Genomic DNA, 26376 nt, shown 5'->3' on the forward strand with positions numbered 1-26376 from the left:
ATGCACAGCCCGATCGCAATGACAGAAAAAGCAACCGAAACCCGAACGCCAACTCAGCGCGCCCTCCTCGCAATTCAGCAGCTTCAGGCAAAACTTGACGCCCTAGAGCAGGCACAGCACGAACCGATCGCCATTATCGGCATGGGCTGTCGCTTTCCCAGTGCAGATACGCCTGAGGATTTCTGGAAACTGCTTCGCAGCCGCACCGATGCCATTACCCCGGTTCCAGATGATCGCTGGCAAACTGATGATCTTTACAGCGCTGACCCGCAGGCTCCCGGTAAGCTCTACACCCGTGAAGGCGGCTTTGTGCCCCACCCGTACGACTTTGACGCGCCCTTCTTTCGGATTGCCCCCCGCGAAGCGATCAGCCTCGACCCGCAGCAGCGGCTTTTGCTCGAAGTGGGCTGGGAGGCACTGGAATCCGCCGGACTGTCAGCCGATCATCTGATTGGAACTCAGGGCGGCGTGTTTGTCGGCATTTGCAGCATTGACTATTGGCAGCAGTTGCTCAGCCGCGATCGGGCTCAGATCGACGCTTATCTCACCACCGGCAATACCCATAGCACCGCATCCGGGCGGCTTGCCTATTTGCTGGGCTGGACAGGACCGAGTTTATCGATCGATACAGCCTGCGCTTCGTCACTCACGGCGGTTCATCTCGCCTGTCAAAGTTTGCGGCAGGGGGAATGTTCGGTGGCATTGGCAGGCGGCGTCAATCGGATTCTTACCCCCGAAACCAACATCAATTTTTCTAAGGCGCGAATGCTTTCCCCCGACGATCGCTGTAAAAGTTTCGACGCGGCAGCAAACGGCTTTGTGCGGGCAGAAGGCTGCGGCTTGATTGTGCTAAAACGCTACCGGGATGCAGTAGCAGCGGGCGATCGCATTGATGCCGTAATTTTAGGATCAGCCACCAACCACGACGGGCGCACCAGCGGCTTAACCGTTCCCAGCAGCATTGCCCAGCAGGCAGCCATTCGTCAGGCGTTAAGCAATAGCCGGATTCCGCCCGAGCAGGTCAGTTACCTTGAAGCCCACGGAACCGGAACGGCGATCGGAGATCCCATCGAAGTGAATGCGATCGCGGAAGTTTTTGGGCAGGATCGATCGGCTCCACTCTGGCTCGGCTCGGTCAAAACGAATATTGGACACCTGGAAGCTGCCGCTGGAATTGCCGGACTTATCAAAACCGTGCTGGCACTTCAGCATGGAGAAATTCCGCCCAATCTGCATTTCCAAACCCCCAATCCCCACATCGACTGGCAACGGCTCCCGGTGAAAGTGCCGATCGATCCCGTTTCCTGGACAAGGCAAGACCAGCCCCTCAATCAGCCCAGAACCGCCGGAATCAGTGCCTTTGGGTTTAACGGCAGCAATGCCCATATTGTGATCGCAGACCCACCCGTGAGCGATCGCCCTCAGCCTGCCCCGGTTCCAACCCAACATCTGTTTACCCTCTCTGCCCGCAGCGAAACTGCCCTGCATCAGCTAGTCGATCGCTACATCGTTCACCTGAGCCATCATCCTGAACAATCGATCGCCGACCTTTGCTTTACTGCCTACACCGGACGATCGCATTTTGCTCACCGGATAGCCGTGGTGATGACTTCAAGTTCTGACCTTCAGGCAAAACTGACGGCATGGCGATCGGGTCAATCTGTAATGGGTTTCTTCCAGAGCAGTGCGGCGAGCCAAAACAATTTAATCGAGAAAGGCGGGGAAGCGATCGTGCAGGAGCTAACCGGATTCGCTCAGCAGTATGTTCAGGGAGAAACGATCGACTGGGAGCAAATTGATCCAGTTCGGCGACAGAAGGTGGTTTTGCCTTTTTATGCCTTTCAGCGTCAGCGATATCAAGGATAGGGCATTGCTCGCGAATCGGCAAACCTGAGCTGGCTGGGTTGAACGGGTTTCCGGCTTCTGGGGCTGTCCGTTCGATTACCCTAACGGGGGAACTGCTTCGGATCGCACTGCCCGAAACATCCCAAAACGGCAAAGACCTGTACCAAAGGCAAGCCGCATCAGCAGCAGTGTTGGCACTTCTCGCAGCGATTTAATCAAGCCCGATGGACCAAACCGCACCAGTCCTGCCGGTCGAGCAATACCCTGCCAGATCGAATCCAGCCAGGAAGGAAGGGTAGGTTCTGTCCAGTTGGCAGTGACGACTTCGCCTTCAACTAACCTGGTTGCTTGCAAAAGTTCAGCAAAGCCTTCAATGCTGGAGAATGCCGGGTGCGACCACTGATCCAGGAGTTGGCGCATCACGGGTCTTTCCCAGAAATTAAGCGGCTTCTGGCGATCGTCTCGCTGGTTCCAATCTGCCATAACCATGATGCCTCCCGGCTTGACAACCCGCATGAGTTCTTTGGCGAAAATGGCTTTGTCAGGCATATGGGGTCCGGCTTCGATCGACCAAACCACATCAAAACGGGCATCGGGAAACGACAGTGCCATTGCATCATCCACCTGAAACTGCACATTTAAATCGGCGGGCGTGAGCTCCTGAGCACGTTTCACCTGCTGAGGGCTGATGGTCACTCCGGTGACAGCAAACCCGTAGTCTCGCGCCAAAATGCGGCTGCTGCCGCCAATGCCACAACCCACATCTAGCACCGTTGTGCCCGCAGGCAACCGATCTAAGCCGCCCCAGCCCACCATTTCATGCACAAAGTCTGCTTTTGCCTCCAGAAAATCCTTGCGTTTTGGCGGCGAACCGTAATGTCCCAGGTGAATATGCTCGCCCCAGTAGAACTCTAGAATGCCGTCTTCAGTCCATTCATCGTAGGAATGAGCGACCGAATCAGCAGATTGATAGCGGCGAGCCGTTAGGAGATAAACCCCTATCCCCAGGATCAGCAGGAACAGGACAATTCCGATCGCCGCAAAAAACAAACTCATTGAGATCAAGCCTTCATTCTTGTGACATTTTCTTAACAATTTTATTGTATTGCGGGATTGCAGGTTGAAGGGGGGTTAGGGCTGGCGATTGGGCGATGCGAGGCAGTTCTCCCGATGGGGTAATCGGCTTGTGGAACGTGCTACGCCAAGCCCTGAACACTCCGGGTTCACGGCATGATGGAAGGTGCATGAAAATCTGAAATCCATTCCCAAGCCCCATGACTCACTTTTCTGCTCCAGACTCCGAACTGCAATTAACGATCCAAGACAGCCTACAGGCGATCGCCGTCGACCTGGGACAGCCGATCGACGAAGCCGAAGCGCAGCAGCTTTATCAAGATGCTCTGGGACTGCTGGATCACATTGCCTGGGAACCGATTACGCTGGCACGCCTGGCAGGCACGCTGCTGGTTTATCAGTCGCAGGAGATTGAGCCAGAAGAGTTGACGTGGTTTCGATCGCAGGTGAAGCAGTGCCAGGACGATGAAGAGATCGAGGAGCTGATTGAGTCACTGCACCGCGTTGATTCGTTATAGGGGGCTTCAGAAAGTCTATTCTGCGGACGAGATACGATAGGCACAGCGACGATCGCCCGCAATCAGATGCTCAACTCGCTCAATTTTCACGTCTGATCCCAGCAGTGCCGAAAAAACCTGTAGCTCTGAAGCACAAATCTGGCTGCATGTCCGGGCTGCCGAGTGAATTGCACAGTGGTTTTCGATTAGCAGCACTGCGTCTTCCGCTTCCTGCACAACTTCTGCCATATAGCCTTCCTGGGCACGAAGTTGAGCGATCGTCTTCACTTGCGCCTGCCAGCCATCTTCGGGAAGCTGTGCCTGATAGTTGTCGATTTGCTGTTGGGTGCGTTTGGCAAGCAAAGCGTCCAGTCCGTCCTGACCAAAAAGCTGCTCAACGCCCTGCAGAACATTCACCAGCAGTTCGGCATGATTATCGGGAAAGCGTTTTGCTGCCTTTTCGGTGAGCTGCCACTGCTTGATCGGGCGACCAACCGGACGGCGTTCTTCTTGATAAGTAACCAGGTTATCTGCCTGCAATGTCTGGAGGTGTTGCCGAATTGCCATTGCAGACACCTGAAGCTGAGCGGCTAAAACGGCGGCAGTTTGCGGTCCATGCAGCTTGAGCAAATGCAGAATTTGATTTTTGGCTTTGAGTTTGTCGCTTTCCAGTAGCTCAGTCATTGTCTTTTCCCCCTAACTCCCTGAAAAATGCGCCTTGCGCTGTTTCTGCATCCTGGACTTCTTCATCCCGTATTCTGCGATCGCTTCGCCGTTCTCTCTTCGAGGTAATCGACTCCATCCTACTTTCAGAATGCCCTAACCGAAAAGTCTCTAGCAAAAGCGATGAATTCATTGCCCGCGAATCTCGGTTGGGGGTGGAACGTTAATTTAGGGAATGCTGCCCTGCCTGCTTAGCGTTATTCTAAATTCCGATCGCCAGCGTGCTTCTACAATTGAACGACTGCAAATGACTGCAAACGACTATTAATGAACAATTAAACGATTAATGGACGATCGCATGGTGCTCCTAAAATTCCTGTCGCTGCTGCGCTCTTTAGGGCTGGTGATTTTGCTGCTGTATGCCGGGTTCTGTCTGGCTTTGTATTTTGGGCAAACTCGGCTAATTTTCTTTCCACCCCGATCGCTTGATGCCACTCCTGCGACCGTGAACCTGGCTTATGAAACCGTCGAGTTACCGATCGAGAATGCGATTAGCGCAGAGCGAAACCCTAAAGGAACCGTTACCGGGTGGTGGATTCCGGCAAGGCAGCCAAATGCGCCTGTGTTGCTTTATTTTCACGGAAATGGCAGCAATATTGGTGATTTGGTGAATCGGGCGGCACAGTTTCATCAGATGGGGTCAGCGGTGCTGCTGATCGACTATCGCGGCTATGGGGCGAGTACAGGCGGGTTTCCCTCGGAGGCAAGCGTTTATGAAGATGCGATCGCTAGCTGGAACTATCTCACCCAAACACGCCAGATTTCGCCCGATCGCATTTTCTTGTTTGGACAATCGATCGGGGGCGCGGTGGCGATCGATCTGGCAAGCCGTCAGTCGACGCTAGGGGGAATCATTGTTGAAAGTACGTTTTCGTCGATGCGACAAATGGCAGATGTAGGAGGCTATTCACGTTTTTTGCCGGTCGACTGGCTGCTGACGCAATCCTTTGATTCACTCACGAAAGTTCGATCGCTTCGGTCTCCAATTTTGCTGATTCACGGCACTGCTGATCGCACCGTTCCCACCGTTATGAGCCAGAGCCTTTACGAGGCTGCCCCTCAGCCCAAGCAGCTATTGCTGATTCCTAGCGCAACGCACAACGATGTCTCACGGGTCGGCGATCGAATTTACTGGCAAGCGATTCAGCAATTTATCCAGAAATATGCGCGTCCACAGCAGGCGCAATAACCTGATAAAGTACCTCCTCAGGAGTGGGTGTCAAAGTTCGCGATCGAGCAAGGGTTATGGGCGATGCAAAGCAGTTTCCTGCCGGGGACGATCGGTTGCAGCAGAAAAAGAAACAACAAGGAATTTGGATTGCAGAAGCAATGCGAAGCAGTTCCCCCTTTGGGGTAATCGGGCTGCTCGTTGTGCTGATACTCGGCGTTTCTTTTCGGTGGGCAAACCTGGAAGCCAAAGTGTACTGGGTGGATGAAGTTGCCACCTCGATTCGCATTGCCGGAACCACCAAAGCACTGCTCACCCAGCAGCTTGCCACCGGACAACTGCTTACCGTGCAGCACCTCCTGGATGTCCAACAGCTTCATCCTGCCCTTCCCTGGTCTGCCACCCTTGCCGCTCTTTACCATAGCCCTGAACACGCTCCTCTGTACTTCCTCCTCGCCCGGTTCTGGCTTCAGCTGACCGGCAATGGCATTGCTCAGATTCGATCGCTCTCGGTGTTGTTCAGTCTGCTGTCTCTGCCGGCGCTGTTCTGGCTGTGCGAAGAGCTGTTTCATTCGCGTCGCACGAGTTGGATCGGAGTGATGCTGCTGTCGGTGTCGCCGTTTTTTGTGGCGTATGCTCAGGAAGCGCGTCCCTATAGCTTGTGGAGTTTGACGCTGCTCTTGATGGGAGCGACGTTACTAAGGGCAGTGCGAACGCAACAGCGTCAAGATTGGCTGCTGTATGCTGTCGCTGCTGCGATCGGACTTTATACATCGCTGCTGTCGCTGCTGGTGTTGGGCGGACAGGGAATTTATGTCGCACTGAGACGGCAACAAGACTCAGGAATTTTGCAGCAATGGATCAGGGCTGCGGGTGTTGCAGTGCTGCTGTTTAGCCCCTGGATAATTGTGATTTTGCAGCAGTGGACAATGCTTCAAGACAATACCACCTGGGCACGAATTCCTTTGTCACCGATCGCAATGCTGGCAATCTGGCTTTATAGCGTTGTGGTTCTCTTTTTTGATTTGCCTGTGTCGGTGTCGCTGAGTGTTGAAACGATCGCCAAAGCATTCACTGCACTATTTATTTTGGCGTTGATTGGGATTGCACTTAATTCGCTTCGCAGATCATCAAAATCGACCCGGCTATTTTTGCTGACTTTTGCGCTGCCGATTCCGATCGTCCTGTTGTTCATTGATTTGATTTCGCAGGGGCAGGCTTCGGCAACGCCGCGCTATCTTTTGCCGCTTCAGCTTGTGGTTTTGTTTGTGATGAGTCATTGGCTGAACGGTTCCTTTCAGGGTTGGAAAAAAAATCACGCTGGAATTGTTGTCAATCGATCGCGACGTTCTCTCAAGCCGTTCATCTTTATCTTGCTGATTGGATTCTGTTTGATGTCTTGCATATCGAATCTGAATCGGATTCCAGATTATCAAAAGGCGCATAATCGGTTTAATCTGCCGATCTCTGCCATTATCAATCAGGCGAATCGTCCATTCATCCTGAGTGAGGCGGCAAATACAATGAATTTGCTGTCACTCAGTCACAGTTTGCGACCAGCCACACTGCAAATCTTTCCTTCCATTGATTCAGATATTTCGCTCAATTTCTGTAACACTAATTTTTTGTTTAATCCCACCCCAGGTTTGGTCGATCGCCTGAGCAATAACACACCATTCACGCTAAAGGAAATCTATCAACCGGAACTGCTGACCCCGGAAGATATTCACTTATCGCTGTGGCAGCTCCAAAACAAACAGGTTCAAAACAAACAGGTTCAAAACGGGCAAACTCAGCAGAACGGCAGTGGGTGTGAGCAGGGAACGGCACAATGAGTCCGAACGTGAATTGGAAATTGAATCGATCGTGGATTTGGCTACTTGCCCTTCCCGTGCTGCTGGGCATCTTTTTTCGGTTCATTCATCTGGAAGCCAAAGTGTACTGGGTGGATGAAGTTGCCACCTCGATTCGCATTGCCGGAACCACCAAAGCACTGCTCACCCAGCAGCTTGCCACCGGACAACTGCTTACCGTGCAGCACCTCCTGGATGTCCAACAGCTTCATCCTGCCCTTCCCTGGTCTGCCACCCTTGCCGCTCTTTACCATAGCCCTGAACACGCTCCTCTGTACTTCCTCCTCGCCCGGTTCTGGCTTCAGCTGACCGGCAATGGCATTGCTCAGATTCGATCGCTCTCGGTGTTGTTCAGTCTGCTGTCTCTGCCGGCGCTGTTCTGGCTGTGCGAAGAGCTGTTTCATTCGCGTCGCACGAGTTGGATCGGAGTGATGCTGCTGTCGGTGTCGCCGTTTTTTGTGGCGTATGCTCAGGAAGCGCGTCCCTATAGCTTGTGGAGTTTGACGCTGCTCTTGATGGGAGCGACGTTACTAAGGGCAGTGCGAACGCAACAGCGTCAAGATTGGCTGCTGTATGCTGTCGCTGCTGCGATCGGACTTTATACATCGCTGCTGTCGCTGCTGGTGTTGGGCGGACAGGGAATTTATGTTTCCCTCTGCTGGGGCAAGCAACGACTTTGGTGGATTAGAGCGGCGATCGGGGCAGTGCTGCTATTTTCTCCCTGGATCGGGGTGATCCTTTCCCAGTTGACCACCCTACACGACAACACTACCTGGACGCGGCTGCCGTTGGGACTGCTGCCAATGCTCGCAACCTGGATTTATACGCTGGCAGTGCTATTTTTTGATGTTCCTGTCGTGCTCAATCCACCGATTGTAGGAATGGCCCAGGTAACGATCGCTGCTATCCTCGTAGGGCTAATGGGCTTTGCGCTACGAGAGCTAATTCAAAAAACGCCTCGAGAAGTCTGGCTGTTTGTCGTGGTCTTTTGGGCTGCCCTTCCCGTTCCTCTCATTGTGTTTGATTTATTCGCAAACGGGCGGCTTTCGACGGCTCCGCGCTATATGATGCCCGTGCTTCTGGGCGTTCTGCTAACGATCGCCTTTTTCCTGTCCGATCGCATTCCTGACTTATTCAAGCATCCGTTCCGACAGCGATTCTGGTCGGGTGTTTTAGTGGGGTTAATTGCGATCAGCATTTGTTCATGTTTGTTTCAGCTTCAGCAGCCCTCCCGCTATCACAAAACGCGCAGTCTCAGCAATCCAGCGATCGCAGCAGTGATCAACCAGGCAAATGCGCCCCTCTTGCTGGCAGAAGCGTCCCAAGTGATGGATCTGCTATCGATCAGCCATTTGCTCAAGCCCGAAGTTCAGATACGAATCGCGCCTGCTGAGACCGTCTTAAACTGGGCAAATTCCTGTCAAACCACGTTTTTGTTTAACCCGTCTGCGCCTTTAAAGCAACTTTTTCAGCAGCAGGGCATTCTGCTCAGGAATCGCTACCAGCCTCAGCCGCTTGTGCCAACTGAAATGAGTCTTTCCCTCTGGCAAGTTCAGCCCGCCAAAGCGAATCAACGCTGCGCCTATCCGCTGATCTGATTGAGCGAACGGTAAGACACGATCGCCGCAACCGCTAGCAAAAGCTGAACTTGCCAGGGAGCAGAAACAAGCGTGATCACCAGTGCCAAAAGAGCGATCGAGAGGCAGCCAACAGCAACTTCAGGAAAGCTGTGAACTACCCGGTCGGACAGAAGCGCGGCTCCGACGGTAATACAGAGAGCAGTGAAAAATAGCATAGCTCAATCAATCAGGTGAGGTTAAGCTGAAAGTTGTAGAGATAACAACAGCACAGACTGAATCAAAACCGAAATAGATAGATTTATTAATGTAATGTAATACATGATTTTTTGTAAAGCAGTCTTCCTCCAGAGCGGTGGCTCATCAGGGTGATTTGCGATAAGCAGGACAAGCACAAAGCAAGTACGGTAGAGTAAGCTCGATCGGAGAGTGCCTGAAATCGGAGAAAAAAATGCTTGCCTATATTCTGGCGATCGCAGTCGCTTTGGGAAGCCTGAGTTTGTATCTCGCTGCTTTCTTGCTGCCGGAAGTCCATCGCAAATACGACCTGATCTGGAGCGGTGTAGGGCTGTTTTACGGGCTGGTGCTGTGGGTGTGTGCAGGACGAATGACAGGCGGGGTGCTGCTGGGGCAGGTTGCTAGCGTTTCTCTGATCGGCTGGTTTGGCTGGCAAACCCTGAAGCTGCGCCTGGTCGAAACTTCAAGAATAGAAACTTCAGGACAGGCAAAACCTTCTCATCCAAGCAATAGCTTATCGCCCAGTTCTGCTTCTCCAATTGCCCCGGCGGATGTGATCAAAGCGCGAATTGCTCAGTATCGGTTGCGGCTGCGCCAAAATTCCGAGCCTTCCTCGGTTCTAGTCAACCTCGATCGCCTGGTTGAAAATACGGTCTCTGCCCTCGATCGGCTACGAATCTGGATTGGGGCTCTGATGAGTACAACAGTCAGCGAAACCATTCAGCCTCCCCAAAATTCCGCTCCGTCTTCCTCTTCTCCTGCCGCAGCGGTTCAGCCCTCTGTCTTTCCTCCCCAGACGGTCTTTCCTCCTCAAAGTAGCTTCCCTGTCAGTTCCCCCTCTAAAGACATGGATTCTAGCAGAGACAGAAATTCCAGCTCTCCCGAAATCGCCACTGTTCGGATCGAAGTCGATAGCTCTCCCCAGCCTGAGCTGGCTGCCGAATGGAGCGATCTGGACTTTGACAGCGACCCGGAAATGGAAACAATCGACGGCTCGATCGAATCGATTCCCGATGCAGTCAAGCGACCTCGGCGATCGTTTGATGCCATTCGTAGACCTGATCTCGATTGATCAAATCGGCTTTGTTAGGAATCTCAAAATAAGGAATTTCAAAGCATTTCCCAAAAGAAATTACCCGATCGCTTCTGGCAAATTTACCGCCAGGAAAGTCTTTCGGATCAGGAGCGTCGCGTCGATCTCCTCCAGGCTTGCCAGCGTTTTGCGTCCGAGCTGAATCAGGCTGTCCTGTTCCTGCTGGCGAATCGTCAGACGGGCAAAGGGAATGTCGGCTAGCCCCAGACGATCGCGTCCCGGCTGGAAGTCGGTAATTCTGGCAAATCCGCCTCGACTCAGCACAAAAGTATTTTTGCCCTGCCCATCGATTAGGCGATTGCAACCTGCGCCACCCCACAGCAGATCAGCTCCTCTGCCGCCCAGCAAAACATCCCGACTCATGCCGCCAATAAGCGTATCGTTGCCTGCTCCACCTTCCAAGCGATCGGCTCCTGTGCCCCCGGTCAAAAGATCATTGCCCTGCTGCCCTCGCAGGCGATCGGCTCCCGCATTGCCATTAAGCCAATCAAACCCCTTGTTGCCCAACAGTCGGTCAGCTCCCTCTAATCCGAGCAAATTATCTGCCTGAATTGTGCCTTGCAGGGTGTCCGATCGGGTTGAGCCAGCCTGTCGAAACTGAAACGCGCTCAGCACTGCCGCTTCTGCCTGTACAAAGCCCACTTGTGGATTCAGACCCGGAACCGCAGCGATCTGGATTGCCGTTTGTTGCAGGTCTGTAATGGTTCGAGATAGGGTCAGGCTCTTTCTGCCCCCGGCGCGTTGCAGCATCAGTGCCGCGACTGCCGCCAGATGGGGAGCTGCCGCCGAAGTACCGAAAAAGGGCGCAAACCCAAATACAGTCGTTGAAACCCCGTTTGGGCCCACAATTTCTGGTTTGAGCCGCGCCTGGCTTGCGGGCAATCGATCGCCTGCCGGACTCAGCACAATTGGCGACCCCCCCCGGCTTGAGTCCTTGTCTAACAGGGGAGGATTCACCCCAAATTCAGGTGTCCGGCGATAAAAGGCAGAACCAACGGCGATCGCACCTGCCGCATTCGGGTGTCCATAAACGGTTGATCCTCCGGCTGCGTTTGGCTGATCGTTGACGTACTGGTAAGCGGTGTCGCTGTCTCCCCCGTTCGCAACGCTGATCCACTTCATCAAAGACGGAAAGGGCAAACTGGCAGACGTGCGGAGGGCAAGCATCAGGTAAACCGTTTGGGGCATCGACTGCTGATTTTGATAGACCAGCAGCTTTCCCGGATTGTTTTGCAGCGCAGGATCTATCAGTCCCAAGGTAGGCAGAACGCCCTGTGCCAGAATGCTGGAACCCTGACCGGGAGGGACAGGGCGATCGAGCAAAAAGAGTTCGATATCGGAGCTGATTCGTCCGGCAGGCTGATCCCAGTTCAACAACAGCCCGATTGGATTAAAGCCAGGAATTTTAATGTCTTGAAACAAATCTGGTTCCGCTGTGGCAGGAGTCCCAGCCGCAAAATCATGAGCCGTATAGGTTGTGCCGCGAAAGTCAAATGTGCTGCTGGGAATAAAAGGACTTTCATACGATCGGTTGCCATCGTTACCTGCGGCAGAAAAATACAGCACTCCCTGACCTGCCACCTCATCCACCGCTTGAGCCGCAATGCCGTCTTGCAACAATAGCGCAGTCGAATAGCCAATATCGTCTACGATTACATCGGCTCCTGCCTGTGCCAGCCGTCGAATCGCGCCTGCAAATTCGGTTTCGGTTGCGCCCGATCGATGAAACAGCAGCTTTGCCCCCGGCGCAACGTCGTGCACAATCTGCGCCATCGCCCGCCCTTCGTCGATGCCCGCTTGATCCTCTCTCAACACTTTCACGCGCTGCCTCAAGCCAAACGGATTGCCCTTTCCCGGTAAGTCACCGCCTCGCACATCTCTTCCTGCACCTCCCAGGACATTAAAGCTGTCGGAAATAATGCCGATCGTGATTCCTTTCCCGGTTAACCCAAAAAGCCGACGGGCAACATCAGAGCGCATCGCCCGATCGCCCTCACTCGTAATTCTTCCAACCATGTTTCCTGCTTTGCCGATCGCGGGCGGCTCTTCATGCCTGGTTAATTCTAAGGGGGAAGGGGGGGAAGTTGAGGAAAGTTTGTGATTGGGGGAGATGAGGGAGCGAGGTGGGGCAGGAGAGCCAGGAGAGCCAGGGGTAGGGCTTGCTTCAACTCCCTTCAATTTTCTAAGCTCCTTCTTCCTAAGCTCCTTCGGCTCCCTCACTCTCTTCCAAACTCCTACAGAGAGAGGTTAAGCCCCTGGGTTGTGGCGGTTGTCGTGAGGATGCTGGCGATTTGGGCGGGGGTGAGGGTGGGATTTGCGCTCAGCATCAGGGCGGCGATACCAGAAACAAAGGGAGCTGCAAAGGACGTGCCGCTATTATCTGAACGGTGACTGTTGCCGCGATCGGTTGAGAAGATATCAACACCGGGAGCCACCACAAAGGGCATGCGGCGATTGCCTGCGGGATTCGAGAAATCTGCGAGCTGGCGGTTTCGATCGATTGCGCCAACGGCAATGCCCAATCCCTGAAGGGCAGTGTATGCAGGCTCCAGGGGACGCAGTGCGCCGTAGGTTTGGCGATCGTTTCCGGCTGCAAAAATCACGGTCACGCCTGCTTGAGCCGCTTCTTGCAGGGCAGCGATATTTTCGGACAATGGCTGGAACAGTGAGCTGCCTTGTGAAGAGCTAAGGCTCATGTTGATTACCTTTGCCCCGTTGCGGATGGCGTAGCGAATGCCTTGGGCGACTGCGTCACTGTCTTCAGTTTCTTCGTTGTCGCTCAGGACGCGTACGGGCATAAGGCGAGCACGGGATGCAGTGCCTTTTGCCTGAGCAGTTGATGAAGCGGCAATAATTCCGGCAACGGCAGTTCCGTGACCATCAGAGTCGTTTGGGTCATTGTCCTGGGCGGCAAAATCCCAGCCGTTGACATCATCAATAAAGCCATTTTGGTCGTCATCGATCCCGTTTGCGGGAATCTCGTTTGCATTTCTCCACAGGTTTTGCGCCAGCTCTGGATGCTGATAATCGACTCCGGTATCCAGCACTGCCACTACCACATCCTGTCCTTCAAAACCTTTTGCCCAGGGTGCGGCTGCCCCGATCGCATTGGTGCCCCAGTTCGGGCTGTTTGTGGGTTTGGCGATCGGCACGGGTTGCCCAATGGCTTGAGCCACTGCCGCCGCTGCATTCACTAAGCCGTAGCCATAGAAAAAGTTAAAACCGGAAACAGGTGAAATCTTCTGGGTTCGCAGGCTGTATCGTCCTTCGCCCTGCGATCCGGAAATGGGGTTTGGAGACACACTGACGCGCACCCGATAACGCACTCCAGGCTGAGCCGTAAATACCAGCCGCGCATCGGAGTTAAAGGCATCGATGCTTTCGCCATACAGCAATGCCCGTCCAGAACGAACGTCCCGCAGTTCGAGATAGGCATCAAACTGGTTTGATTTAAGATTAATTTCAATTTGTTGTCCGGGCTGAATGCCGCGTAGTTCGTATTCGTCAATAAACGATGACAGCCCAAAGCTAAATCGATCGCCCTGCTTTAGAACGCCCCGGAGTCGCTGAGCCGATCGCAAGGAATTCGCTTTCCCCGACGAGGAGATGCGCTGTTGGGTTGCCCGTCGCTGAGTACGAGCCAGGGGCACAGCTTGAGCAGGAGCCTGGAACGATTCCTGGAAAGCAGTCTGGGGAAAAGTAGCAGACGGGGCTGAAAGATTTGGAAAGGGACGACTACCCCTTTGGGAGACTGGGAAGCAATCGTTAGAGCCTTTAAAAGGAAGCATAAAAAAAGGCAGCATAAAACCGCAGAATATGCCGGGAGCAAGAGACCGAATCTAAATTAACTTACTTGGTGACAGACTCACCATGCCCAAAACCAGCCGCGATCGAGCATGATTCGATACAATCGTGACTATCCCTATCGCATTACTCAGAATTTGCTGTGACAGTGACAGAACCCGGAAGCTACAAAGACACGGTTAATTTGCCGCAAACAAAATTTGATATGCGGGCAAACGCCACCAAGCGCGAACCCGAACTTCAGCAGTTTTGGGCAGAGCATCAAATTTACGAAACGCTGTCAGAGCGCAATCCGGGCGAACCCTTCATTCTGCACGACGGTCCTCCTTATGCAAACGGCTCGCTCCACATCGGGCACGCGCTCAATAAGATTCTGAAAGACACGATTAATAAATATCAGCTTTTGCGCGGTCGCAAGGTGCGCTACGTTCCCGGCTGGGACTGCCACGGGCTACCGATCGAACTGAAAGTGCTGCAAGCGATGAAGCCCGAAGTTCGATCGCACCTCACCCCGATCGAACTTCGCAAGCGGGCAAAAACCTGGGCGATTGAGCAGCAGCAAGCGCAGGCAAAAGGCTTCCAGCGTTACGGTGTGTGGGGAGACTGGGAGCATCCCTATCTGACGCTGACGCCCGACTATGAAGCAGCGCAGATTAGTGTATTTGGACAAATGGCACTCAAGGGCTACATCTACCGGGGCTTGAAGCCGGTGTACTGGAGTCCGAGTTCTCAGACAGCACTGGCAGAAGCGGAGCTGGAATATCCCGAAGGTCACACGTCGCGCAGCGTTTATGCAGCGTTTCGCGTCGTTAGCCTGGCGGACAGCGCAGCAGAATTTGCACCCTATTTGCCGCAGTTGGGTGTGGCAGTCTGGACGACGACGCCCTGGACAATTCCGGCGAACCTGGCAGTCGCGGTGAATGGCGATCTGAAATATTCGATCGTCGAAGCTGCCGATGACAAATTGCCCGTGAAATATCTGATCGTCGCGACCGAACTGGTCGAACGCCTCTCGAAGCTGTTTGAAACCGAACTGACGGTGAAGGCGACTTTGAGCGGCAAAGCTCTAGAGTTTTCTAGCTATCAGCATCCTTTGTTCGATCGCACCAGTCCGATCGTGGTCGGCGGCGACTACATCACGACGGAATCGGGTACAGGGTTGGTGCATACGGCTCCCGGTCACGGAATGGATGACTTTATCGTGGGTCAGCGATATAGTCTGCCTGTGCTGTCTCCGGTCGATGATGTCGGTAACTTTACCGCCGAAGCGGGACAGTTTCAGGGACTCAATGTTCTGAAAGACGCAAATGAAGCCATTATCCAGGCATTGAGCGATGCCCATGCGCTGCTGAAAGAAGAAACCTATGCCCACCGCTATCCCTACGACTGGCGCACCAAAAAGCCCGTGATTTATCGCGCTACGGAACAGTGGTTCGCTTCGGTAGACGGCTTCCGTGAAGAGGCAATGCGATCGATCGCCGAAGTCAAATGGATTCCCGAACAGGGCGAAAACCGCATCACAGCAATGGTCTCGGAGCGATCGGACTGGTGTATCTCGCGGCAAAGAAGCTGGGGCGTACCGATTCCGGTGTTCTATGACGAGGAAACCAATGAGCCGTTATTGAACGCGGAGACGATCGACTACATCCAGAAGATCTTCGCCGAAAAAGGCTCGGATGCCTGGTGGGAACTGCCGATCGAGGAGCTATTGCCGCAAGCGTACCGCAACAACGGACGCACCTACCGCAAAGGGATGGACACAATGGATGTCTGGTTCGACTCCGGCTCCTCCTGGGCGGCAGTGGCAAAAGCGCGAGGACTAGGCTACCCAGTAGATATCTACCTGGAAGGCTCTGACCAGCACCGAGGCTGGTTCCAGTCCAGTTTGCTGACGAGCGTGGCAGTGAATGGCACCGCGCCCTATAAAACCGTCCTGACCCACGGCTTTACGCTCGATGAGCAGGGACGCAAAATGAGCAAATCGCTGGGGAATGTCATCGATCCGGCGATCGTGATCGAGGGCGGCAAAAACCAGAAAGAGGAGCCTCCCTACGGCGCAGACGTGCTGCGACTGTGGGTGTCGTCGGTAGACTATTCCTCGGACGTGGCGGTGAGCAAAAACATCCTGAAGCAAATGGCGGATGTCTACCGCAAGATCCGCAACACCGCGCGGTTTTTGCTGGGCAACCTGCACGACTTCAACCCGGCAAAGGATGCAGTTCCTTACGATCAGCTTCCCGAACTCGATCGCTATCTGCTGCACCGCATGACCGAGGTATTCGCCGAAGTCACTGACGCTTACGATACCTATCAGTTTTATCGCTTCTTCCAGACTGTGCAGAATTTCTGCGTCGTCGATTTGTCGAACTTTTATCTGGACATCGCCAAAGATCGGCTCTACATCAGCGCAGCCAATTCGTCGCGTCGCCAAAGCTGTCAAACCGTGCTGGCGATCGCCCTGGAAAACCTCGCCCGATCGATTGCTCCGGTTCTATCTCACTTAGCCGAAGACATTTGGCAGGCGATTCCCTATCCAACTCCGTACCAATCGGTATTTGAGTCCGGCTGGATGCAAATCGACAACGCCTGGAAACGACCAGAACTTGCAGACAAGTGGGAACAGTTGCGCCAGATTCGCGATGAAGTCAACCGGGTGCTGGAAAAGGCTCGAGCGGATAAGGCGATCGGTTCCTCGCTGGAAGCCAAAGTGATGCTGTATGTGGGCGATCTGGAACTACGGCAAACGCTTGGGAGCATGAACCCACCCAATAGCCTGTTGGGGAACGGAGTAGACGAACTGCGCTATCTGCTGATTACCTCCCAGGTGGAACTGCTGGAGGCACCCGCACCGCTGGCAGAGCTGAAATATCAGTCGCAGACCGACGGGCTAGGGATTGGCGTAACGGACGCAGACGGGCAAAAGTGCGATCGCTGCTGGAACTACTCGCTTCAGGTCGGCAAATCTTCGCTGCATTCATTGCTATGCGAACGCTGTATTCCTGCGCTGGATGGCAAGTTTTAACCTGTGAAGCTTGATTTCTCTGACTCCGCCTGTCTGCTGGTGACGCACGGAAGCCGCGATCCGCGTCCGCAAATTGCGCTGGATCATCTGGTCAAGCTTATGGCTGATGACGGCGATCGGGGAACGGCATCTCCGTCGCTGATTGGCACAGGTCAGCTTGAACTTGCTCCCGATCCGCTGCATCAGCAGATTCTTCGCTTTGCCCAGCTTGCCGCCGATCGCGGAAAGACCCGTGTGCAAATTCTGCCGCTGTTTTTGCTGGCGGGCGTTCACGTCATGGAAGACATTCCGGCAGAAGTGAACCTGGCGCGTTTAGCCCTGCGGGAGAGCTTTGACCCGGTGCAAGAGCCGAATCTGGCGATCGAAATTTTGCCCTATGCGGGTCAATACCAGGATTTCTGGAAGCTGCTGATCCATCCCGTCGATGAGATTGGCGCATCCCTGGCAGGGAAAATTTTGCTGGCGCACGGGAGTCGGCGCATGGCGGCAAATCAGGCGATCGTTGAGATTGCGGCTCAGATTGAGGCAACGCCTGCTTTCTGGTCAGTGGCTCCCGATTTAGAAAGCCAAGTGATGAGCCAGATCAAACAGGGCTGTCGAGCAATTCAGATTTTGCCCTACTTTTTGTTTGAGGGGGGCATCACTGATGCGATCGAACAGCAGGTGCAGCGGTTTTCCCAGCAGTTCCCTGAGGTGCGGTTTAAACTAGCACGACCGATCGGTGCAACTCAGGCACTTGCAGATTTTCTAATGACTTTGATCAGGTGATCTGCTCTATTCAAGGCATGGGCGATCGGCTACAGTTTTCATCAGCTACAGTTCTCAATTGTTGGTAGCCCCGTCAGCAAAGAGGCAAAAGGCTTTGCGAAAAAGTAGCCCTGTCCATATTCACAGTGCAGTGCCCGGAGTTGGGCAAGCTGTTTTGGGGTTTCGATGCCTTCTGCAATCACTTCCATGCCCACATTCCAAGCAAGGGTAATAATGGTACGGACGATCGCCAACTGCTCGCCGTCAAAATCGATTTTGCTGGTAAAGGAGCGATCGATTTTCAAAGTATCAATGGGTAAGCGGTGCAGGTAGCTGAGCGACGAGTAGCCTGTGCCAAAGTCATCGATCGCAAGCTGAACGCCGAGTTGTCGCAGCTGGTTGAGCGTTTTAATCGCCGATTCTGCGTTTTCCATCAACACCGTTTCGGTAATCTCTAGCTTGAGCTGCTGCGGCAGAAGCTGGGTATCTTGCAGCACTTGACGAACTTCCTCAGCAATCCCGGAGCTAAAGTGTCTGCCGGACAAATTGACATGGACAATCAGCAACTCTTCTCGGCGGCTCTGCAACTGCCATTCGTGAACCTGCTGACAGGCTTCGCGCAGCACCCAGCTTCCGATCGGTACAATCAGCCCGGTCTCTTCGGCAAGCGGAATAAACTCACCGGGAGAAATTAGCCCACGCTGCGGATGATGCCATCGCACCAGTGCCTCAACGCCCACAATCTGGCAGGTTCTCAGCGAGACGATTGGCTGATAGTGCAAGCAGAGTTCCTGTCGCTCGATCGCCCGCCGCAAGTCTGTTTCGAGCTGAAGCAATGCCATTGCATTCGTGTGCATTCCTGGCTGAAAAATCTCGTAGCGTCCCCGTCCCTGTGCCTTTGCCCGATACATTGCTGTGTCTGCGTCGCGCAGCAAGTCCTCTGGTCGCTCGTAGCCAACGGTGCTAAAGGCAATTCCAATGCTGACAGCCGTGTAGACTTCATGCCCCTCTAGGTCAAACGACTGCGCCAGCTCACTCTGAATGCGATCGGCAAACGCAATCACGGTGGCAGTGTCTTTGACTTCTTCCAGCAGCACCACAAACTCATCGCCCCCCAGCCGAGCCACCATGTCGATCGGACGTAAGCACTGCAAAAAGCGATTGGCGATCGCAATCAAAAGCTGATCACCCAGCATGTGCCCCAGGCTGTCGTTGATTACTTTAAAGCGATCGAGGTCAATAAATAGGACGGCAAACATCAAGTCAGGGTTGCGCTGGGCAAGCTGAATCGCATGACGCATTCGCTCGGTAAGCAGCATTCGATTCGGTAAACCCGTCAGCGTATCGTAAAACGCATCGTGAACCAGCTTTTCCTCGGCTTGCTTCCAGGTGGTGGTATCAGTTTGAAAACCCGCCATGCGTGTTGCCTGACCCGCTGCATCGCGCAATGCCAGCCCTCGGCTCAACATCCAGCGATAGCGACCGTCTTGATGCTGCATTCGGTATTCGTACTCAAAATGAGACGTGACGCCATTCACATGAGCCTTGATTTGCCGCTTGAGCCAGTACAGGTCTTCGGGATGAACCCGATCGAACCATTCCTCTAGCCGATCGCTGATGCCGGATTCCTCATAGCCCAGCAGGGCTTTCCAGCGCGGCGAAAAGTAGACCTGTTTTGTTTGCAGGTTCCAGTCCCAGATGCCGTCGTTAGCTCCCTGAATCGCTAGCGTGTGGCGCTCTTCGCTCTCAGAGAGGGCGGCTTCTGCCAGCTTTCGGGCAGATACATCGGTCTGGAAGCCAATAAAGTGACTCAGTTTTCCCTGGTCATTAAACACTGGATGAATGCTGAGTTCGTTCCAGAAAGGCGTTCCATCTTTGCGGTAGTTGACCAGGGTGCGGGTAATCGACTGACGTGCAGCGATCGCCATGTGGATTTGGTTGATAATGGTGCGATCGGTGTCGGTTCCCTGAAGAAAGTGACAGCCCGTACCCAACACTTCTTCGCTGGAATATCCAGTCAGGGCAGTAAAGGCAGGATTGACAAACACCACCGGATTTCCCGGCTGATTGGGATCAGTGATCATCACGCCCGTTGTGATACTGGCAATTGCCTGAGCTAGCTGATCTTTTTGTGCCAGCGTTGCTTGCAGTTGAGCCAGGGTGCGGTGATGCTGTAGCGCATAGCAGATCGATCGCTCAATGACCCACTCGTTTAGCTCTGCCTTAATTAGATAATCCGCCGCGCCTGCCTGCATCGCTGCCAAACCGATCGCCCGATCAGCCTCTTTTCCCAGCAGAATGATGGGGGCATCACAGCCTTTGCCGATCGCTTCCTGCAGCAGATGTAGCCCATTGTGGGTATCAAGCTGATAGTTGACCAAATAAATATCATGACGACGCTGAATCATGTACGTCAGGGCATCGGCATAGGTCTGCGCCCACTCCAACTCCCACTCTTTGTCTTGAAGATTGAGCAGTAAGCTACGAGTAGTGATGTAGTCATCTTCATCGTCCTCGACAAGAAGAACTTGAATCGCAGCGTTAACCATAGGAATGCCTGTCAACGATACTTTGTCCTAGGGATTTTGAAAGAATTAAAAGATTAAAACTAAGCGAATTCTATATTTACCATTAATCTACTGTAAGAGGGATGCAGGGGTTCTCCCCTAAGCTGGGAGAAGACAGCCCTCAGGTTTCTACCCCTGGCCTGGCTTAATAAAGACAGCAGGCAGGAATGAACTTTATAAGCAAGAAATCAATAGGAGCCCGATAAAAGATTGTTCCCTATCTTTCGTCCTAGACTGAATTGCGATCGTTTAAAAACTGGCTTTGCCTGGCTTATTAAACGTTCCCTTTTTTGTACCAATATTCCTTGTTCATGTAAGAATGCGCGTCTGATGCTTCAAGGTTTAGGTTCTAAACTTTGAAGCAATTGATTTGCACGTTGCTCTATTCCCGGAGAGCCTTTTCTTCGGGTGAACGGCTGCCAATCGCGGACTGATAAACCTGCACCAGCGCATCAACACCCGTAATCGCTGTGCCAACGACGAGCGCAGAAGCTCCCAGCTTTAACGCTTCCTGTGCCATCTGCGGAGAGGCAATGCCGCCTTCACACACGATCGGAACCGAGAGCGCGTTAACCATCTGGCTCAGTAGCTCAAACCCCGGCGGCTTTAGATGCTTTGTTGCCGAGGTGTAGCCATAAAGCGTTGTGCCCACCAGATCGGCTCCGGCAGCGGCGGCTTCCAGGGCGGCTTCCAGCGTATCGACATCTGCCATCACAGCTTTGCCAAGTTCCTGATGAATGCGATCGATCAACTCCGCTACTGTTGTGCCTTGCGGACGATCGCGCAGGGTAGCATCAATGGCAATAATGTCTGCCCCTGCCGTTGCCACTGCTTGAGCCTGCTCAAACAAAGGCGTGATATACACCTCATAGCCAGGAATCTGCCGTTTCCAGAGTCCGATAATGGGTACAGTGACCCGCTGCCGCACCGCTTTGATATGTGCCGGAGTATCGATCCGAACGCCGATCGCCCCTTGATTAACGGCGGCTTCTGCCATCGCTGCAATCACGATCGGGTCGTGGAGTGGAGAGTCAGCAGGAGCTTGACAAGAAACAACAAGCCCTCCAGCGAGGGACTGAACGGCAGAGGCAGCAGACATGGAGGAACCCACAGAAACGGTGTTTAATGTAACTAGATTTTAAACTTTAGAGGGTCGCAGTTCGACAGCGAATCTGTTTATTGTCAATTATTCTGTCAATTACCCATTCGATTATCGATTCGATTACCCATTTGATTACTCACGATCCTTTGCACACCCATGACTCAAATTCTGGCAGGCGATACAGGCGGCACTAAAACCCTTTTGTATCTGATGGAGGCTCAACCCTGTTCGGCTCGGACGGGCGTTGCCTTTAAAACCCTTTATGCTGAACGCTTTACCAGCAGAGAGTTTGATGACCTCGCGCCACTGGTACGCCGTTTTTTTGAGAATGCGACTGCGGCGATCGGCACGAAACCCAATCCCCAGAAAGCCTGCTTTTCGATCGCGGGTCCGGTGGTCGCCAACACCTGCACCCTCACCAATTTGTCCTGGATTCTGAGTGCCGATCGGCTTCAGCAAGATTTATCGATCGCCCAGATTCGCCTACTCAACGACTTTGCTGCTGTCGGACACGGAATCGAAGCACTCGCACCCGACGATATTCTGACCCTGCAAACCGGAGAACCCGATCCTGCTGCTCCGATCGCCGTCATTGGAGCCGGAACAGGATTAGGGCAGGGATTTGTGATTCGGCAGGGTAGCCAGTATCAGGTGTTTGGCACCGAAGGGGGGCACGCCGACTTTGCACCGCGATCTGAGATGGAGTTTTTGCTGCTGAAATATCTGCGCGACAAGCATGAATTGGGTCGCGTCTCGGTCGAGCGGGTTGTTTCGGGCATGGGCATTGCGGCAATTTATCAGTTTTTGCGCGATCGGCAGGGCAGCATCGAGTCGCCGGACATTGCTCAAGCCTTTCGCACCTGGGAGCAGGAAGCCGGAAAATCGGAAAAGTCGGTCGATCCGGGCGCAATGATTGGTAAAGCTGCCGCTGAAAAGCGAGATTTGCTTTGCCAGGAAACGATGGAATTCTTCGTTGCCGCCTACGGCGCAGAAGCAGGCAATCTGGCACTGAAGCTGCTGCCCTACGGCGGACTTTATATTGCAGGCGGAGTCGCTGCCAAAAATCTGGAACTCATGAAGTCCGGCATTTTCCTGAAGGCAATGTGCGACAAAGGCAGAATGCGCTCGTTAATGGAACGCATCCCCGTTCACCTGATTTTGAATGAGCAGGTTGGCTTGCTGGGAGCCGCTTTGATTGCTGCTCGATTGTGAAGAGTTTGGAGTTTGAATGGGTTGAGAAGCACTGCTAGGCGAATTGCAGGTCGATCAGAGCAGCTTTTGGATGTCTTTCTCGATGTCTTCGGGCTTTGCCGTCGGCGGATAGCGTTTGACCACGTTACCGTTGCGATCGATCAGAAACTTCGTAAAGTTCCACTTGATCCCTTCGGTTCCTAAAATTCCAGGGGCGGCTTTGGTAAGGTACTGGTAGAGCGGATGGGCGTTGCTGCCGTTCACGTCAATTTTTTCAAAGAGCGGAAAGGAAACGCCATAGCGGGTTTCACAGAAAGACTGGATCTCATTCGCGCTTCCTGGCTCTTGTGCGCCAAACTGATTGCACGGAAACCCCAGCACTGAAAACTCCCGATCGGCAAATTTGCTCTGGAGGGTCTGAAGCCCCTGGTACTGCGGCGTAAATCCACACTGGCTAGCAGTGTTCACAATCAGCAGCACTTTGCCTTTGAAGGTTTCTAGGGCGATCGGATTGCCCTCGATACTGGTGGCAGAAAAGTCGTAGATCGACGGAGAAGTTTGAGCAGTCATAGCGTCCCCTGGGATGATTACTTCTCTATAATTTTACAGTTCTTCATGAAGTTGGTTGGAAGATAGGGCGATGCAATCGCTCCTCTGCTCTCCGCAAAGCTTCTTCTGGAGTGGCTTTACCCAGTAACACCGACTCGATCGCCCGCCCCAACGCATCAGACAAGCGGCTGTAGCCGGGAAAGATCGGGCGCGATTGTCCATGTTGTGCCTGGTCGAGGAATACCTGCATGACGGGCTGCTGGGCAATAAAGTTCTGGTAGGGCTTGCTTTGGCGGGAGGCAAGATTCACGGGCAGATAGCCTGTTTCGATCGCCCATTCGGTCTGAAACGATTCGCTAAGGACGTATTCCAGGAACGTGAGGGCAGCCTGTTCTTCGGCGGGGGTCGTTTTGAACAAGAACAGGTTTTCGCCACCGATGCTGGTTGCAGGGGTGGTTTGGGCTGGAATAGGCATCACGTCAAAATCCACACCGCTTTGCTGGAGGGGTCGGAGCGTCCAGGGTCCGGTAAGCTGCATCGCGACTTTGCCAGACAAAAACGCTTCTAGCTCATAGCCCCGTTCGGGGGGTGACAAAATGGCAGTGCGATCGTCCAGTAAATCTCGCCAGAACTGGAGAGCCTGAATTGCAGCAGGACTTGCCAGGGAGTCAAGCTGAATTTCGCCGCCTGCGCTCCAGAGAAAAGGGAGCCACATAAACACCGTCCATTCGCCTTTGCCCAGAGGCAGCAGCATTCCATATTTTCCCTTTGTCGGATCGGTCAGCCTTTGGGCAACCTGACGTAGTTCGGTCCAGGTGTGAGGCAGTTCGGTGATTCCAGCGGCGGCAAACAGGCTGGGACGGTAGAAAATGCCGATGTTATTGGTGCTAAAGGGAATTGACCACAGATGATCTTCCCATTCCATCGACGATCGCAGGGCTAGATCAACTGCCGCTTTACCTGAAAAGCTCGACCACCAAGGGTCTAATGGCGCGATCGCCCCTAGCTCAATTAACTGTCCCGTTAGAGTAGGCGCGTACCACAAGAGATTAGGCGGCGCATTGCCCACCACCGCAGCCAGAATTTTGGGAATCTGCTGGTCGCCCTGTCCCACATAAAGCGATTCCACCTGGATAGCAGGATGGACTTCGTTAAAGCGATCGACTAACTTTTGCAGCACTTCCCGATTTTCCGGCGGATTCACTCCATGCCAGAGCGTCAGATGAATTGCACCATCCGAAACGGCAGGCTGGCAACCCAGCAGTAGGCTACAGAAGCAAACAATTAGCAGCCGATATAGCAGTCGCATTTTGCAGCCTGTGTAATATTACCCGCGTAGGAATACAGGGGTACATTTTTTTTTAGATGAAGGGTATCGCCCCTCTTGTGCCCCTCTCGATCGCTTGCCATGATGTTTCCAGTGACGATTTTCAGGAACTCCAGCCCTCAGCACCAGTGTTTGGGGGTTTTTATTGTTTCTTCTTATTGTTTCTAATGATGCTAGCTCGTCATTTCCATGCTCAGGGATTCTACGCGATCGATCGACGGCTTCAATAGATCCAATGCTGCCTGCACCAAGCCCTGAAACAACGGGTGAGGTTGGCTGGGGCGCGACTGAAACTCTGGGTGAAACTGAGTGGCAACAAAGAACGGATGCCCCGGTAACTCCACAATTTCCACTAAGCGACCATCGGGCGACGTACCGCTCACCTGATAGCCCGACTCCAGGAACAGCGTCCGATAGGTGTTGTTAAACTCGTAGCGATGCCGATGCCGCTCGTACACCACCTCCTGCCCATAGAGTTTGGCGGTCAAGGTATTTGGCGTGATTCGGCAGGGGTAAAGTCCTAGACGCATCGTACCGCCTAAGTCCACCACGTCCTGCTGTTCGGGCAGCAAGTTGATGATGGGATTCTGGCAGTTGGCATCAAACTCTGCACTGTTAGCGTCACTCAGCTTTGCCACATGCCGCGCCCACTCTATCACCGAACACTGCATTCCCAAGCAAAGACCAAGGAACGGAAGCTTGTGTTCACGAGCGTACTGAATCGCCGTAATTTTGCCGTCGATGCCGCGAGAGCCAAACCCACCCGGAACCAAGATGCCCTGTACGCCGCCCAGCAAGCGATCGACTGAATTTTCATCGACTTCTTCAGAGTTAATCCAGCGCAGATTCAGGTCACCACCCAATGCCAATGCCGCATGACGCAGGGCTTCACTCACCGACAGGTAGGCATCGTTGAGCTGCACATATTTCCCGACGATCGCAATCTCAAACGGCTGCTTGGGATGATGAAGCCGATCGACCAGCGTTTGCCACTGGCGCAGATCCGGCCGACGCTGCTCTAGCTGGAGGATATCAATCGCCTGCTGGGCCAAGCCTTCCCGTTCCAGAATTAGAGGCACTTCATAAATGCTGCTGGCATCCGGGGACGTAATCACGCACTCCACAGGCACATCGCAGAACTCAGACATCTTTTCCTTCAATCCCTTCGGCAAGGGACGATCGCAGCGACACACTAGAATATCGGGCTGTATCCCAATCGATCGCAGTTCCTTGACCGAATGCTGAGTCGGCTTGGTTTTCATCTCACCCGCTGACGGAATCCAGGGAACCAGCGTCACATGAATATAGAGAATATTTTTGCGCCCCACTTCTTTACGAAGCTGCCGGATGGCCTCCAAAAAGGGCAGCGACTCAATATCGCCGACCGTGCCGCCGATTTCTGTGATGACTACATCAGGATTTGTATCGTTGGCAACGCGCATCACTCGCTCTTTAATCTCGTTGGTGATGTGGGGAATCACCTGCACCGTGCCGCCATTGTAGTCACCGCGCCGCTCTTTGTTGATGACTGCCTGATAGATCGAACCGGTGGTCACGCTGTTGAGCCGCGACATAGAGGTATCGGTAAATCGCTCGTAGTGTCCCAGATCCAGGTCGGTTTCTGCGCCGTCTCGCGTCACAAACACTTCACCGTGCTGAAATGGGCTCATCGTGCCGGGGTCTACGTTGATATAGGGATCAAGCTTCAAAATCGACACCGAGTAGTCGCGTGACTTCAAGAGGCGTCCCAGACTCGCCGCCACAATGCCTTTGCCGATGCTCGAAACGACTCCGCCCGTTACAAATACAAATTTCGTCATAGGTCTGCTGAATTACCGCCTGTTAAAGCCTTGCTGCTGAAGCTGATCGCCATGCATAACCCATACATTTTGGCATAGGGCATTGATTTAGGGTCAGCGAATTCTTTCTCAATCGAAACCATCCCCGATCGAAACTATCCCCGATCGAGATTTACTCTGAGCGGAACTCTCTGCTCGATC

The 26376-nt window shown here is 53.5% G+C and carries 19 protein-coding genes; 9 read left to right on the plus strand and 10 right to left on the minus strand.

What is annotated here, in order from left to right:
• Positions 1 to 1866 (plus strand): beta-ketoacyl synthase N-terminal-like domain-containing protein, encoded by a 1866-nt coding sequence (locus tag NDI45_RS07605; protein ID WP_348246932.1) that lies wholly within the window; start codon positions 1 to 3, stop codon positions 1864 to 1866.
• Positions 1867 to 1941: 75 nt separating this feature from the next.
• Here NDI45_RS07605 and NDI45_RS07610 read toward each other — a convergent pair whose 3' ends face one another.
• Positions 1942 to 2901, minus strand: a complete 960-nt coding sequence (locus NDI45_RS07610; RefSeq protein ID WP_348246933.1) for a methyltransferase domain-containing protein — start codon at positions 2899 to 2901, stop codon at positions 1942 to 1944.
• Between the two features lie 218 nt (positions 2902 to 3119).
• Here NDI45_RS07610 and NDI45_RS07615 point away from each other — a divergent pair, with 218 nt between their 5' ends.
• Positions 3120 to 3437 carry a hypothetical protein gene (locus NDI45_RS07615; RefSeq protein WP_348246934.1) on the plus strand — a complete coding sequence of 106 codons (318 nt, stop codon included), beginning with the start codon at positions 3120 to 3122 and terminating at the stop codon, positions 3435 to 3437.
• Between the two features lie 15 nt (positions 3438 to 3452).
• Here the strand turns inward: NDI45_RS07615 and NDI45_RS07620 are convergent, their stop codons facing one another.
• A complete protein-coding gene (locus NDI45_RS07620) occupies positions 3453 to 4100 on the minus strand; it encodes a metalloregulator ArsR/SmtB family transcription factor (protein ID WP_190791810.1) in 648 nt (215 codons plus the stop codon).
• 337 nt (positions 4101 to 4437) lie between these two features.
• Between NDI45_RS07620 and NDI45_RS07625 the strand changes: the two genes are divergently transcribed.
• The 3 genes from NDI45_RS07625 to NDI45_RS07635 are packed head-to-tail and all read left to right on the plus strand — an operon-like array spanning position 4438 to position 8758.
• The gene (locus NDI45_RS07625; RefSeq protein ID WP_348246935.1) at positions 4438 to 5328 is read left to right on the plus strand and encodes an alpha/beta hydrolase; all 891 of its coding nucleotides are present in this window, start codon (positions 4438 to 4440) and stop codon (positions 5326 to 5328) included.
• A gap of 23 nt (positions 5329 to 5351) precedes the next feature.
• Positions 5352 to 7142: a glycosyltransferase family 39 protein gene (locus NDI45_RS07630; protein ID WP_348246936.1), complete on the plus strand. Its 1791-nt coding sequence runs from the start codon at positions 5352 to 5354 to the stop codon at positions 7140 to 7142.
• Positions 7139 to 8758 carry a glycosyltransferase family 39 protein gene (locus tag NDI45_RS07635; protein ID WP_348246937.1) on the plus strand — a complete coding sequence of 540 codons (1620 nt, stop codon included), beginning with the start codon at positions 7139 to 7141 and terminating at the stop codon, positions 8756 to 8758. Before NDI45_RS07630 ends, NDI45_RS07635 begins: the two co-directional genes overlap by 4 nt.
• On the opposite strand, the gene NDI45_RS07640 is transcribed toward NDI45_RS07635, so the two are convergent.
• Positions 8743 to 8955, minus strand: coding sequence for a hypothetical protein (locus NDI45_RS07640; protein ID WP_348246938.1), 213 nt, complete (start codon positions 8953 to 8955; stop codon positions 8743 to 8745). The two genes, NDI45_RS07635 and NDI45_RS07640, sit on opposite strands and share 16 nt — an antisense overlap.
• A 233-nt stretch (positions 8956 to 9188) precedes the next feature.
• Between NDI45_RS07640 and NDI45_RS07645 the strand changes: the two genes are divergently transcribed.
• Positions 9189 to 10046, plus strand: a complete 858-nt coding sequence (locus tag NDI45_RS07645) for a Ycf66 family protein (protein WP_190791814.1) — start codon at positions 9189 to 9191, stop codon at positions 10044 to 10046.
• Positions 10047 to 10106: 60 nt separating this feature from the next.
• Here NDI45_RS07645 and NDI45_RS07650 read toward each other — a convergent pair whose 3' ends face one another.
• Together NDI45_RS07650 and NDI45_RS07655 are read right to left on the minus strand one after the other, a co-directional pair.
• Positions 10107 to 12083, minus strand: coding sequence for a S8 family serine peptidase (locus NDI45_RS07650; RefSeq protein ID WP_348246939.1), 1977 nt, complete (start codon positions 12081 to 12083; stop codon positions 10107 to 10109).
• Between the two features lie 218 nt (positions 12084 to 12301).
• Entirely contained in the window at positions 12302 to 13855 is a 1554-nt protein-coding gene (locus NDI45_RS07655; RefSeq protein WP_348246940.1) for a S8 family peptidase, read from the minus strand.
• Positions 13856 to 14019: 164 nt separating this feature from the next.
• Between NDI45_RS07655 and ileS the strand changes: the two genes are divergently transcribed.
• Complete coding sequence (gene ileS / locus NDI45_RS07660; RefSeq protein WP_348247024.1) at positions 14020 to 16893, plus strand: isoleucine--tRNA ligase; 2874 nt, start codon at positions 14020 to 14022, stop codon at positions 16891 to 16893.
• Between the two features lie 3 nt (positions 16894 to 16896).
• Complete coding sequence (locus tag NDI45_RS07665) at positions 16897 to 17661, plus strand: sirohydrochlorin chelatase (RefSeq protein ID WP_348246941.1); 765 nt, start codon at positions 16897 to 16899, stop codon at positions 17659 to 17661.
• Between the two features lie 41 nt (positions 17662 to 17702).
• On the opposite strand, the gene NDI45_RS07670 is transcribed toward NDI45_RS07665, so the two are convergent.
• Complete coding sequence (locus NDI45_RS07670; protein ID WP_348246942.1) at positions 17703 to 20189, minus strand: EAL domain-containing protein; 2487 nt, start codon at positions 20187 to 20189, stop codon at positions 17703 to 17705.
• 400 nt (positions 20190 to 20589) lie between these two features.
• A complete protein-coding gene (locus NDI45_RS07675; protein WP_348246943.1) occupies positions 20590 to 21306 on the minus strand; it encodes an N-acetylmannosamine-6-phosphate 2-epimerase in 717 nt (238 codons plus the stop codon).
• Positions 21307 to 21465: 159 nt separating this feature from the next.
• On the opposite strand from NDI45_RS07675, the gene NDI45_RS07680 reads away from it, so the two are divergent.
• Complete coding sequence (locus NDI45_RS07680; protein ID WP_348246944.1) at positions 21466 to 22521, plus strand: glucokinase; 1056 nt, start codon at positions 21466 to 21468, stop codon at positions 22519 to 22521.
• Between the two features lie 54 nt (positions 22522 to 22575).
• Here NDI45_RS07680 and NDI45_RS07685 read toward each other — a convergent pair whose 3' ends face one another.
• The 3 genes from NDI45_RS07685 to NDI45_RS07695 all read right to left on the minus strand — a co-directional run bounded on the left by NDI45_RS07685 (position 22576) and on the right by NDI45_RS07695 (position 26196).
• The gene (locus NDI45_RS07685) at positions 22576 to 23070 is read right to left on the minus strand and encodes a glutathione peroxidase (protein ID WP_190789613.1); all 495 of its coding nucleotides are present in this window, start codon (positions 23068 to 23070) and stop codon (positions 22576 to 22578) included.
• 43 nt (positions 23071 to 23113) lie between these two features.
• Entirely contained in the window at positions 23114 to 24358 is a 1245-nt protein-coding gene (locus NDI45_RS07690; RefSeq protein WP_348246945.1) for an ABC transporter substrate-binding protein, read from the minus strand.
• Positions 24359 to 24549: 191 nt separating this feature from the next.
• The gene (locus tag NDI45_RS07695) at positions 24550 to 26196 is read right to left on the minus strand and encodes a CTP synthase (protein ID WP_190791608.1); all 1647 of its coding nucleotides are present in this window, start codon (positions 26194 to 26196) and stop codon (positions 24550 to 24552) included.
• Positions 26197 to 26376 lie beyond the last annotated feature (180 nt).

It is taken from the genome of Leptolyngbya sp. GB1-A1 (assembly GCF_039962475.1).
Lineage (GTDB): Bacteria > Cyanobacteriota > Cyanobacteriia > Elainellales > Elainellaceae > Leptolyngbya_A.

What these genes read in the sequence shown, in the direction of transcription:
- NDI45_RS07655 (WP_348246940.1), bottom strand. Translation starts at nt 13,855, where the DNA reads ATGCTTCCTTTTAAAGGCTCTAACGATTGCTTCCCAGTCTCCCAAAGG.
- NDI45_RS07605 (WP_348246932.1), top strand. Translation starts at nt 1, where the DNA reads ATGCACAGCCCGATCGCAATGACAGAAAAAGCAACCGAAACCCGAACG.
- NDI45_RS07640 (WP_348246938.1), bottom strand. Translation starts at nt 8,955, where the DNA reads ATGCTATTTTTCACTGCTCTCTGTATTACCGTCGGAGCCGCGCTTCTG.
- NDI45_RS07675 (WP_348246943.1), bottom strand. Translation starts at nt 21,306, where the DNA reads ATGTCTGCTGCCTCTGCCGTTCAGTCCCTCGCTGGAGGGCTTGTTGTT.
- NDI45_RS07690 (WP_348246945.1), bottom strand. Translation starts at nt 24,358, where the DNA reads ATGCGACTGCTATATCGGCTGCTAATTGTTTGCTTCTGTAGCCTACTG.
- NDI45_RS07680 (WP_348246944.1), top strand. Translation starts at nt 21,466, where the DNA reads ATGACTCAAATTCTGGCAGGCGATACAGGCGGCACTAAAACCCTTTTG.
- NDI45_RS07615 (WP_348246934.1), top strand. Translation starts at nt 3,120, where the DNA reads ATGACTCACTTTTCTGCTCCAGACTCCGAACTGCAATTAACGATCCAA.
- NDI45_RS07645 (WP_190791814.1), top strand. Translation starts at nt 9,189, where the DNA reads ATGCTTGCCTATATTCTGGCGATCGCAGTCGCTTTGGGAAGCCTGAGT.
- NDI45_RS07650 (WP_348246939.1), bottom strand. Translation starts at nt 12,083, where the DNA reads ATGGTTGGAAGAATTACGAGTGAGGGCGATCGGGCGATGCGCTCTGAT.
- NDI45_RS07610 (WP_348246933.1), bottom strand. Translation starts at nt 2,901, where the DNA reads ATGAGTTTGTTTTTTGCGGCGATCGGAATTGTCCTGTTCCTGCTGATC.
- NDI45_RS07635 (WP_348246937.1), top strand. Translation starts at nt 7,139, where the DNA reads ATGAGTCCGAACGTGAATTGGAAATTGAATCGATCGTGGATTTGGCTA.
- NDI45_RS07625 (WP_348246935.1), top strand. Translation starts at nt 4,438, where the DNA reads ATGGTGCTCCTAAAATTCCTGTCGCTGCTGCGCTCTTTAGGGCTGGTG.
- NDI45_RS07670 (WP_348246942.1), bottom strand. Translation starts at nt 20,189, where the DNA reads ATGGTTAACGCTGCGATTCAAGTTCTTCTTGTCGAGGACGATGAAGAT.
- NDI45_RS07685 (WP_190789613.1), bottom strand. Translation starts at nt 23,070, where the DNA reads ATGACTGCTCAAACTTCTCCGTCGATCTACGACTTTTCTGCCACCAGT.
- NDI45_RS07695 (WP_190791608.1), bottom strand. Translation starts at nt 26,196, where the DNA reads ATGACGAAATTTGTATTTGTAACGGGCGGAGTCGTTTCGAGCATCGGC.
- NDI45_RS07620 (WP_190791810.1), bottom strand. Translation starts at nt 4,100, where the DNA reads ATGACTGAGCTACTGGAAAGCGACAAACTCAAAGCCAAAAATCAAATT.